Below are 11,229 nucleotides of genomic sequence, written 5' to 3' on the forward strand. Positions count from 1 at the left end.
GGCTCTCGAACTTATACTTTCACAGAATATCATAAAACTGCAAACGACTGATAATCAAGTGTAAATTACAATATAGAGTAAAAGTAAATGTTTCTAAATGTCTTTTGCTATCTCAATAATTGGGTGTATATTTGGGTGTAGAATTTCAAACGCACCCAATTATGAATATCAAGCGCAACATCATTTTTGCATTGGAGAGCCGGAAAAAGAACGGTGTGCCAATCGTAGAGAACGTACCCATCCGTATGCGTGTCATCTTTGCCAGCCAACGCATCGAGTTTACAACGGGCTACCGGATTGACGTAGCCAAATGGGATGCAGATAAGCAGCGGGTAAAGAACGGATGTACCAACAAGCTAAAGCAAAGTGCAGCCGAAATCAATACGGACTTGCTGAAATACTATGCCGAAATCCAGAATATTTTCAAGGAATTTGAGGTGCAGGAGGTCATGCCAACGACCCAACAGTTGAAGGAAGCTTTCAACATGAGAATGAAAGACACCAGCGAAGAACAGCCGGAAGAAGCCCCTGTCAGCTTTTGGGAGGTGTTCGATGAGTTTGTAAAAGAGTGCGGTAACCAGAATAACTGGACGGCATCCACCTATGAAAAATTTGCAGCAGTGAGGAACCACCTCAAAGAGTTCAAGGAGGATGCAACGTTCAACTATTTCAACGAGTTTGGATTGAACGAATACGTCAACTTCCTGCGTGACACCAAGGATATGAGAAACAGCACCATCGGCAAGCAAATGGGATTCCTCAAATGGTTCCTGCGCTGGAGCTTCAAGAAAGGACATCATCAGAACATTGCATACGATACGTTCAAACCGAAACTGAAAACCACCTCGAAAAAAGTAATCTTCCTGACTTGGGATGAACTGAACAAGCTGAAAGACTACCAGATACCCAAGGATAAGCAATACCTGGAACGTGTGCGTGATGTTTTCCTGTTCTGCTGCTTTACGAGTTTGCGGTATTCGGATGTTCGCAATCTGAAAAGAAGCGATGTGAAGTCCGACCACATCGAAATAACCACAGTCAAGACTGCCGACAGCCTGACGATTGAACTGAACAAATACAGCAAAGCCATACTGGACAAATACAAGGACATCCATTTCGAGAATTACATGGCTCTGCCCGTCATCAGCAACCAGAAGATGAACGATTACCTGAAAGAGCTGGGCGAACTGGCAGAAATCAACGAGCCTGTACGGGAAACCTACTACAAGGGAAATGAACGTATTGATGAAGTCACACCCAAATACGCTTTGCTCAGTACCCATGCAGGAAGAAGGACATTCATCTGCAATGCGCTGGCTCTCGGAATCCCGGCACAGGTGGTCATGAAATGGACGGGACACAGCGACTACAAAGCTATGAAACCCTACATTGACATAGCGGATGATATTAAGGCAAATGCCATGAACAAGTTTAATCAACTATAAAAGTATCAAACAGTTTCATAGATAGTTACCAATGACTATATTTGTAGAAATTATCATCACAATATGAGCAACAAGGAATCCAACATAGAGAAAACGAATTTTGATGCATTCATACAAGCGGTCGGTTCGGAAATAGAACAGGCACAAGTAAGGCTGATTGTTGCAGCCAATGCACAAATGCTGTTCCATTACTGGAAGATAGGCAATTACATCCTTTATCACCAGCAGCTGCACGGATGGGGAAGCAAAATCATCAAGCAGTTGGCAAAGGCTATCCGACTGCATTACCCTGAAAAGAAAGGCTATTCGGAACGTAACCTTACCTATATGTGCCAGTTTGCAAAAGCATATCCTTTAAGAGCGTTGCAAAGTTTCATAGAAACAGATGCAAGCCTGTCTGTCCCAACCATACAGAGTGTGACCAATGAAGTATTAAAACTGAATGACAAGCAATTTACGCAGGAACTTACTGCACAAATGCAATCGATTGATTGTCAATCATTAGCAATTACGCAGGAAGTTCCTGCGCAATTTGAAGATGTGGGAAAAACCGTGTCTGCCATTTACAGGATGGGAATCAGGGAAATAGAAGAAGTTTTCTTGACCTCTCCTATAGCCAAAATAAACTGGACAAGCCAAATGACTATACTTGACAGTTCGCTACCTTTAGGTCTAAGCTACTGGTACATGAAGCAGTCTGTGGAAATGGGATGGAGCAGCAATGTATTGAAAATGCAAATTGACAGTGATTTGTATAGCCGACAAATCAGCAACAACAAGGTAAACAATTTCACGACCACACTTCCGGCTCCACAAAGCGACCTTGCCAATTACCTACTCAAAGACCCGTACATCTTTGATTTGGCAGGAGCCAAAGAAAAAGCAGACGAAAGGGATATTGAAGAACAGCTGGTGAAACACGTTACCCGCTACCTGTTGGAAATGGGCAACGGTTTTGCCTTCGTTGCCCGGCAGAAGCACTTCCAAGTCGGAAACAGCGATTTCTTTGCCGACCTGATTCTATATTCCATTCCGTTGCACGCATATATCGTGGTAGAATTAAAGGCTACCCCATTCAAACCGGAGTATGCAGGACAACTGAACTTCTACATCAATGTGGTGGATGATAAACTGAGGGGAGAGAATGACAACAAGACTATCGGGTTGTTGCTATGCAAGGGAAAAGACGAAGTTGTGGCACAATACGCATTGACAGGCTATGACCAGCCCATCGGCATCAGCGATTACCAATTGAGCAAAGCGATTCCCGAGAAACTGAAATCAGCGTTGCCCAGCGTGGAAGAAGTGGAAGAAGAACTGGCCTCTTTCCTTGACAAAGACAATAACACTCAAAAATAGTTGCGTCCATGAAAGATGTAATTACAACGCTGATTCCCCGATACGGAGAATTGAACAGAATATATAAAGACTGGTTTGATAATAAAGGTTTCTCTTTTGAAAAGCAGAAATTCATTACCAAGTTCTATCTGGACTACAATGATGTAACGGTTCTTGAAACAGCCATTCTTGAACTGGTGTTTCATCTTCCACAGGAGCAATACACACTGATTCTGAATAGCCTGAAAAAGGAAGTATGCGAAAACATAAGTTATTACAAGAAAGGATGTATGCCGGATGAACAGACCGTTTACAATATCTGCTTCCGAGTTTCAGAAATCTATAAAGAAGCCATAGAAGAACAGCAATACAAGACGACCAAGCTCCATGCTCCGCTAAACGAAGCATACCACCGATACGATTCCATAGGTTATCGGGAACACACTGCAGAGGATGAAAAGCGTGCGGAAATGGAATATGAACGGTGCAAAGATGAATACGAGGAGAAAAAAAACAAGCTGACCGAACTCTACGATCTGCAAAAACAGACCAGAGAGAAAGCCCTGCAATATGCAAAAAGCCGTTTCAATGAAATCTATCGGCTGGGCTGCCACCTCAAAGAGACATTGGCGAAATATGTATTTGATGAAACAAACGAGCCGGAAGAGCCAGCCGAACAAGAACCAAATGCCCCCAACATACAGGAAGAAGTGCTGGGAACGAAACAGACTGAGTATTTCAATATGGAACTGCTTTCGCTCATTCATGTAACCTGCGTGGGAGAACAGTTCGAGAATATTTCCGAACATGATTTCTATACCTGCATGAACCTGCTACCAAGCGACACCAAACCCCAAATCAGACCGAGAGAAAAAATACGTACCTGCTATCTGATATTCCTGATGAGCGAAAAACTGCCCAAACAGGACAGGGAGAATTGGAAGAGGAATATCCTGAAAATATTGGATATTGAGGAAAGCTACTACAAGTCAAAGTACAAAGAGCCTGTTTCCGATTTCCCCAGTGACAGCAACCGGAAATTTGCCAAAGAAATGGATGGTATATTCCGATAATCTGTGATATGCCCTGACATTTTACGAAACAACCACTTTTACCACTCAAATTAAATTTTTGAGTGGTATTTTTATTATCTGATATTCAGATAAATAACAAGATATTCCATTTATATCAACCACATCCTTACCACTTACAACCCTACCTAATTTTGCATCGTTCGAGAACAGAGATAACAGCCAGTGCGCAGGGCTGATTGTTAAACGACTAAATAGATTGAACGATGAAAAATCTTCAAGAATTATTATCAAAACCCGTCTGGCAGATGACAGGTGAAGAGTTCATATTCCTAAGTAAGCACGCTTCCCGTCAAACGGAAACGCAGCCACAGCCCATTACAGACACAGAAAGAAAATATGTGTACGGAATACTGGGCATAGCCAAACTGTTCGGGTGCAGCCTACCCACCGCCAACCGTATCAAGAAAAGCGGAAAGATTGACAAGGCAATCACTCAGATAGGACGTAAGATTATCGTGGATGTTGAGCTTGCCCTTGAACTGGCTGGAAAGAAAACAGGAGGACGGAAATAACGGGAGGCATGGCTATGGACTATATGAAAGAGACTAAGGAAATATCGGCTGAAGAAGCCATAATCCTTTGGCAAGCCTCACGTTTGAGCCTGTCGAAAAGTTATGAGAAAGCACCTGAAATCCTTAAAGTACATGATTCTGTCATTGGGACATTGGGTAATTTCAGCGCATCCATCGGCAAAGCCAAAAGTAAAAAAACGTTCAATGTATCGGCTATCGTAGCCGCTGCATTGAAGAACGGCACAGTGCTGCGGTATGTGGCTGAACTGCCTGAAGATAAGCGGAAAGTGCTTTATGTTGATACAGAGCAAAGCCCTTACCATTGTCTGAAAGTCATGACGCGCATTTTGCGAATGGCTGGTTTGCCAGATGATAGGGACAATGAGAATCTTGAATTTCTTGCCTTAAGAAAATACACGCCTGAGCAGCGTATCAGGATTGTGGAACAGGCTATTTACAATACACCCGAAATCGGTCTTGTAATTATAGACGGCATACGGGATATGGTGTATGACATCAACAGCCCCAGTGAATCAACACGCATCATATCCAAGCTGATGCAGTGGACGGACGACAGGCAGATACATATCCATACGATACTGCATCAGAACAAAGGGGATGAGAACGCAAGAGGGCACATTGGTACGGAGTTGAACAACAAGGCGGAAACCGTATTGCAGGTAGAAAAGGACAAGGGCAACGGTGACATCAGCCATGTTTCAGCCATTCACATCCGGGCAATGGACTTTGAGCCTTTCGCATTCCGTATCAACGACAAAGCCCTTCCCGAACTCATTGAGGGATACAAACCTGAAACAAAGAAGCCGGGAAGACCCGAAGAAGAGAAGTTCGACCCTTACAGGCATATCACCGAGCAGCAGCACCGTATCGCATTGGAAGCCGTTTTCGGGCTGAAAGAGGAATACGGCTACAAGGAACTGGAAGATGCCTTAATCAAGACCTATATGTCAGTGGGTGTAAAGCTGAACCATAAAAAGGCGGTATCGCTCATCACCATGCTCCGCAACAAACGGATGATAGTGCAGGAGACAGGCAGAAAATACACATTCATGCCTGACTTCCACTATTAGCCCATTTCCCTGCAATCACTTCACTTTATTCTCGGGGTGTATATATTAGGAATATAGTGAAGTGCTTGGGGAATGGGACTAAATCACTTCACTTTATTACCGTATCCTATATATACGAGAATTTAGTGAAGTGATTATAGACCGTACTTCCTAAAAAGGTACGGGCAAAAAGAAAAATAAACCAATTCACCAACTACTAAAACAATCATTTTATGGATATACAGACAGCCAAGCAAATCAGAATAGCGGATTATCTGCATAGTTTAGGATATTCTCCCGTCAAGCAACAAGGTGTCAATCTGTGGTATAAATCACCGTTAAGGGAAGAAGCCGAAGCCTCGTTCAAGGTAAATACCGAACGTGAACAATGGTATGACTTCGGTTTGGGTAAAGGTGGTGGTATCATAGAACTGGCTGCACACCTGTACGCTACCGACCATGTACCTTACATCTTGAAACGGATAGCAGAGCAGACACCGCACGTGCGCCCGGTATCTTTCTCTTTTGGAAAGCAAAACTCTTCCGAGCCGAGCTTCCAACAGTTGGAGATTGTTCCGCTGTCATCTACTGCCCTGCTTGCCTACTTACAAGGTAGAGGAATTAACATAAAACTGGCGAAAAGAGAATGTAGTGAAGCACGTTTCACTCACAACGGCAAGCGGTACTTTGCCATCGCCTTTCCCAATGGTTCGTGTGGATATGAAATCCGCAACCGCTATTTCAAGGGCTGCATCGCCCCAAAGGAAATCTCCCACATCAGGCAGTCGGGAAAAGCGAGGAATACCTGTTATGTGTTCGAGGGATTTATGGACTACCTCTCCTTTTTGACATTGAGACAAGAGAGCTGCCCAAATTATCCGGAATTGGACGGGCAGGACTACATTGTATTGAACTCCGTATCGAATGTAAACAAGGCTCTCTATCCGTTGGGCAATTACGAACGCATCCACTGCTTTTTCGACAACGACCATGCAGGACTGGAAGCACTCCGGCAAATCCGCATGGAATACGGCAGAGAGCGGTACCTCCGGGACGCTTCGCAGATTTACAGAGGATGCAAGGACTTGAACGAATACTTACAGAAACAGATTGAAAGAAAAAGGCAGCTCCAGTCCGCCAAAGGGGTGCGCAGCCAATCACCGGAAAAGAAGAACGGCTTCCAGTTATAGCCCACTATAACTACACGCTTCGCTTTCGTAGTTGTGGGCTCTCCCGAGGGGATTAGGGCTTTGCCCTAATGACCCACTCAGGGCGTTTCACCCCTGAGAACCCCGAGCAAAGAGTGACCCTCTCTTTGCAATCTCCGCTTATGGGTTACCCCTAAGAACCCCTCTGCGAAAGCGAGCAAAGTAAATCAATTGTAAACAAAGGAAAGAAGCTATGGCAACAAAATCAAGCATACATATCAAGCCTTGCAACATCGCATCGAGCGAGGCACACAACCGAAGGACTGCCGAGTATATGCGTAATATCGGGGAGTCCAGAATCTATGTCGTTCCCGAACTTTCCACCGATAACGAACAGTGGATAAATCCCGACTTCGGCACTCCCGAACTGCGAACTCATTATGACAATATCAAGCAAATGGTCAAGGAAAAGACCGGACGTGCCATGCAGGAAAAGGAAAGGGAACGCAAGGGAAAGAATGGAAAGATTATCAAGGTGGCGGGATGCTCACCCATCCGTGAAGGAGTATTGCTTATCAGACCGGACACCACACTGGCTGATGTACGCAAATTCGGTGAAGAGTGCCAAAGACGCTGGGGCATCACTCCGCTACAGATTTTCCTGCATAAAGACGAAGGGCATTGGCTGAACGGTCAGCCGGAAGCAGAAGACAAGGAGAGCTTCCAAGTCGGTAACAGATGGTTCAAACCAAATTATCATGCTCATGTCGTATTCGACTGGATGAACCATGAAACTGGAAAGAGCCGAAAGCTCAATGACGAGGATATGGCAACCATGCAGACCCTTGCTTCCGATATTCTCCTGATGGAACGTGGACAGGCAAAAGCTGTCACAGGTAAAGAGCATCTGGAACGAAATGATTTCATCATTGAGAAGCAGAAAGCCGAACTGCAACGTATAGAGGAAACCAAGCGACACAAGGAACAACAAGTAAGCCTTGCCGAACAGGAACTCAAACAGGTAAAAGCAGAGATACGCACGGACAAACTAAAGAAAACAGCCACCAATGCTGCTACCGCCATAGCAAGCGGTGTAGGTTCTCTTTTCGGAAGCGGTAAGCTGAAAGAACTGGAACATCACATCGAGCAGCTACATCAGGAAATTACCAAACGGGACAAAGCTACTGATGAATTAAAAATTCAGATACAACAAATACAGGAACAGCATAGCAGACAAATTCGTAATCTTCAAAGAATACATAATCAAGAACTTGAAGCCAAAGACAAGGAAATATCACGATTGAGCACCTTGCTTGAAAAAGCCCACAAATGGTTTCCCATGTTCAAAGAGATGTTGAGAATGGAAAAATTATGCGCTGTTATCGGGTTTACCAAAGACATGATAGAAAACCTCTTGACAAAGAAAGAATCCATACAATGTAGTGGCAAAATTTATTCCGAAGAACACAGGTGGAAATTTGACATCAAGAATGATATTTTTAGGGTTGAGAAACATCCGATGGATAGTGGTAAGCTTATGCTGACCATAAACCGACAACCCATAGTACAATGGTTTAAGGAACAATGGGAAAAGTTACAGCAGAATCTACGTAACTCGGTGCAGAGAGAGCAAAAATCCAGAGGATTTAGAATATAGAATAGCCTATTATTAATAAAATCAAGTATCTATGCATCCAAACAGATTGTTTTTATTACAGAATCAAAATCCTAAGAATTTATAAAAAATGAAGCCTAAAGAAGTTTTGGAAAAATGGATAGATTGCTTTAACAAAGCAGATGCTTATCATATAGCAGAGCTGTATGCTACTAATGCAGTAAATCATCAAGTCGCAAACGAACCAATAATAGGTAAAGAATCAATCTACAAAATGTTTGTGAATGAATTTGCCACTGCTAAAATGGTTTGTATGGTGGAAAATATTTTTGAAGATGGCGAATGGGCTATCATGGAATGGAAAGACTCTCTTGGACTTCGTGGATGCGGATTTTTTCATGTAAAAGATAACAAAATCGTCTTTCAAAGAGGGTATTGGGATAAACTTTCATTCTTGAAGCAACACAATCTTCCAATTGAATAAGTACTATCAGAATACGGACTGGGAAATTGAAATACCCAGTCCGAGTTATATAATGAATTTTACTTGTTAAACTATTTAAAGTCAGTTGGATAACAAACCATACCTTTCACATTCTCAGTAGCTCCAGGTATTAATTCAGCCACCATGCAATATTCATGAGAGACTTCGAAAGGAAATTCAATTCCTAAATCGATAGCCTTGCGATAGCCAAATCGAGGATAATACTCTTTATGCCCCAATACGACTGCTGTGCCGTAACCCAAAAGTGCTGCCCTCTGATGGGCTTACTGAATCAACATCCCCCCCAATTCCCTTACGCTGGAATTCCGGCAAGACTGCCAATGGAGCTACACTCAGGGATGTGACAGACTGGGTGTCACTGTCTATCTTTACTTCTGTAAGTAAGATATACCAGACAATTTGTTTTTCTGTCATTTTCTTGTTCTTATCTAATTGTTAGGCTCATTGTTGTTATACATTGTTTAATTATAGATAAATCGTGAATATCCTTCTCTCTTAAATCGTAGCCCGAATGGAATACTTGTTGCCCTTTTGCAGAAATGCAAGGGATGCTTCTGCCTTCAAAGACTGCTGTTCCAAAATAGTCCGGTTGAAATTCATACCAGCCTCCATCCAAGTCGGCTTGTTTGGAAGTGCCGTCCGCATTCAAGACAAAAGGATGGATATCAATATAGCCTAATTCTTTGCTATACAGTTCCATACGGGTGGGCAACCAATTTGTTTCAATTTGATATCCTCTCTCCTGCAAAAGATCAAGGAGTTGGTCTGTATAATTGGCATCAAAATCAATGTCAATATCTCTATGCAAGCGGGTTTGCTGTCCGTACAAGACATCCACTCCCCAGCCTCCATCCAACCAAAACTGCATGTCCAGGCTTTCCAACAAGTCCAAAACTTGAAATAACTCTGTAATCGTAGTGTGTTCTTTCTTTGTCATATAATAATTCTTTAATAAATAATACTATGCGTAATTATCCAACTGCTTGATTGAAGAAATAAAATTTGCACCCACTCCAATCAGAAAGATAACCCATCCGCTGATCATAAAGACGGATGTGATACCCCATGCTTCCACCCAATATCCTGAAGCTACGATACCCAGCATTGATGGAAAGGTACTCAAACTAAAGATGAGAGAAAAAGTCCGTCCAAGCATGTCCGAAGCCAAGTTCTGCTGAATAATAGCGATGAAAAGCGCATGGTAAATGGAATAGGCTATGCCTCCTGTAAATGTTAGGCAAACAAAACCTATAAATGCGCTTGATGGTAAATAACTGGCGCTAATCAGATACAATCCCAATATCACATAAGCCGTATGCATCACTAATGTTTGCTTGCTTTTCAAAGCCTTACAGGCAAGTACTAAACCGCTCAACAATGCCCCTGAGCCCCAACCCATTTCCACAACTCCCATTTGCAAAATGTTTCCGTTGAAATGCAGAAGCGTCATAAAAGGAAATAACGTAAAAACAGGCATAAGGACAAAAGTCACCAGCGTAAAGCATACGAATAAAGGCAAAATGCCCATTGTACGCCGCAAGGTATGCCAACATTCCGTCAGTTCTTTTTTGAAATCTGGAAGAACTTTCGTTTTTTGAAGAGAAGGAATCTGGACACAAAGTAAGGTCAGACAAGCAGCAACAGCTCCGATCACATCTATGAGCAGAATATACTGTATGGGAAGCCAAACAACGAGGCTTGCCCCTACAACGGGAGCTATCACCTCACTGAAGGATTGAATGGAATGGTACAAACCTGATACCCTGACAAGATGGTGCTTGGGAATCAGTAGAGGGATGCTTGCCTGTAAAGCAGGTGCATGAAACGTACTGCCTATTGAACGACAAGCAGTCAATAGATAAAAAAAAGAAAGGTCTTTATAACCCTTGGTTATCACAATAAAAAGACATAGGGTACAGAACGCGATGAACAAGTCCGAATAAAACATCGTTTTCTTTCGATTCCATCTGTCAACATAGACCCCGGCAAACAAGCCTAATACAAATTGTGGTAAAAATCCAGCTAAAATAGCCAGAGATAAAGCTGTCGGGGATTTAAATTCGTTGCTAATCCAAAAAATAATGGAGAAGCCAACAATCGTACTTGTTAAAATAGATATGAGTTGGCCTATTCCTATCACGGCCAAAGTTGATTTCCAATGATTCATTGTGCTAATATTTCATGCGTTTATAGATAAGTACTTTCGTACATTAAGCAAAACGAAATTCTATCCACACAAAAAACTTGTATTATAATCCACTCCTGACGTTGGAATACAATAACAAATACTTTCAGGACGATGTAAAGTCCTGAAAAATCAAACTGAATGGATAGATAAATATTAGTCTTTTCTCATCGGATTCTTTTAATATCGCTACTCTTTTATTATGTAGTGGTTGTATTATCTTAAATAAAACAAAAACACCCGACTTTACATTCTTGGGTGCAAAACTGGGTGTTTGTTTTGCAATTTGCTGATTTTCAGCGTTTGTTGCGGAGAGA

General features: G+C 42.5%; 11 protein-coding genes. 8 read left to right on the plus strand and 3 right to left on the minus strand.

The features are described from left to right. Nucleotides 1-161 precede the first annotated feature (161 nt). The 8 genes from H9626_RS13660 (at nt 162) to H9626_RS13695 (ending at nt 8,706) form a co-directional block, all read left to right on the plus strand. On the plus strand, nt 162-1,445 hold the full coding sequence (locus H9626_RS13660) for a site-specific integrase (RefSeq protein ID WP_004308773.1): 1,284 nt from the start codon (nt 162-164) through the stop codon (nt 1,443-1,445). Between the two features lie 63 nt (nt 1,446-1,508). Beyond that, on the plus strand, nt 1,509-2,804 hold the full coding sequence (locus tag H9626_RS13665; RefSeq protein WP_032582750.1) for a PDDEXK nuclease domain-containing protein: 1,296 nt from the start codon (nt 1,509-1,511) through the stop codon (nt 2,802-2,804). 8 nt (nt 2,805-2,812) lie between these two features. Then, complete coding sequence (locus H9626_RS13670) at nt 2,813-3,856, plus strand: hypothetical protein (protein WP_004308775.1); 1,044 nt, start codon at nt 2,813-2,815, stop codon at nt 3,854-3,856. Between the two features lie 224 nt (nt 3,857-4,080). After that, a complete protein-coding gene (locus tag H9626_RS13675) occupies nt 4,081-4,389 on the plus strand; it encodes a DUF3853 family protein (protein ID WP_004308776.1) in 309 nt (102 codons plus the stop codon). A gap of 14 nt (nt 4,390-4,403) precedes the next feature. Beyond that, entirely contained in the window at nt 4,404-5,480 is a 1,077-nt protein-coding gene (locus H9626_RS13680) for an AAA family ATPase (protein WP_008766855.1), read from the plus strand. 212 nt (nt 5,481-5,692) lie between these two features. After that, entirely contained in the window at nt 5,693-6,649 is a 957-nt protein-coding gene (locus tag H9626_RS13685) for a DUF8464 domain-containing protein (RefSeq protein WP_025077123.1), read from the plus strand. Nucleotides 6,650-6,860: 211 nt separating this feature from the next. After that, nucleotides 6,861-8,264 (plus strand): hypothetical protein, encoded by a 1,404-nt coding sequence (locus H9626_RS13690; RefSeq protein ID WP_004308779.1) that lies wholly within the window; start codon nt 6,861-6,863, stop codon nt 8,262-8,264. Between the two features lie 88 nt (nt 8,265-8,352). Further along, nucleotides 8,353-8,706, plus strand: a complete 354-nt coding sequence (locus tag H9626_RS13695; RefSeq protein ID WP_004308780.1) for a nuclear transport factor 2 family protein — start codon at nt 8,353-8,355, stop codon at nt 8,704-8,706. Nucleotides 8,707-9,151: 445 nt separating this feature from the next. On the opposite strand, the gene lnu(AN2) is transcribed toward H9626_RS13695, so the two are convergent. From lnu(AN2) to H9626_RS15000, 3 genes are all read right to left on the minus strand, one after another. Continuing rightward, nucleotides 9,152-9,664 carry a lincosamide nucleotidyltransferase Lnu(AN2) gene (gene lnu(AN2), locus H9626_RS13700; RefSeq protein ID WP_009038171.1) on the minus strand — a complete coding sequence of 171 codons (513 nt, stop codon included), beginning with the start codon at nt 9,662-9,664 and terminating at the stop codon, nt 9,152-9,154. 24 nt (nt 9,665-9,688) lie between these two features. Beyond that, on the minus strand, nt 9,689-10,894 hold the full coding sequence (gene mef(En2) / locus H9626_RS13705; protein WP_191710838.1) for a macrolide efflux MFS transporter Mef(En2): 1,206 nt from the start codon (nt 10,892-10,894) through the stop codon (nt 9,689-9,691). Between the two features lie 124 nt (nt 10,895-11,018). After that, nucleotides 11,019-11,229, minus strand: a 211-nt coding sequence (locus H9626_RS15000; protein WP_225231025.1) for a hypothetical protein, incomplete at its 5' end; no start/stop codon positions are given.

Source organism: Phocaeicola faecium, assembly GCF_014837055.1.
GTDB lineage: Bacteria > Bacteroidota > Bacteroidia > Bacteroidales > Bacteroidaceae > Phocaeicola > Phocaeicola gallinarum.

What these genes read in the sequence shown, in the direction of transcription:
- H9626_RS13660 (WP_004308773.1), top strand. Translation starts at nt 162, where the DNA reads ATGAATATCAAGCGCAACATCATTTTTGCATTGGAGAGCCGGAAAAAG.
- H9626_RS13665 (WP_032582750.1), top strand. Translation starts at nt 1,509, where the DNA reads ATGAGCAACAAGGAATCCAACATAGAGAAAACGAATTTTGATGCATTC.
- H9626_RS13670 (WP_004308775.1), top strand. Translation starts at nt 2,813, where the DNA reads ATGAAAGATGTAATTACAACGCTGATTCCCCGATACGGAGAATTGAAC.
- H9626_RS13675 (WP_004308776.1), top strand. Translation starts at nt 4,081, where the DNA reads ATGAAAAATCTTCAAGAATTATTATCAAAACCCGTCTGGCAGATGACA.
- H9626_RS13680 (WP_008766855.1), top strand. Translation starts at nt 4,404, where the DNA reads ATGGACTATATGAAAGAGACTAAGGAAATATCGGCTGAAGAAGCCATA.
- H9626_RS13685 (WP_025077123.1), top strand. Translation starts at nt 5,693, where the DNA reads ATGGATATACAGACAGCCAAGCAAATCAGAATAGCGGATTATCTGCAT.
- H9626_RS13690 (WP_004308779.1), top strand. Translation starts at nt 6,861, where the DNA reads ATGGCAACAAAATCAAGCATACATATCAAGCCTTGCAACATCGCATCG.
- H9626_RS13695 (WP_004308780.1), top strand. Translation starts at nt 8,353, where the DNA reads ATGAAGCCTAAAGAAGTTTTGGAAAAATGGATAGATTGCTTTAACAAA.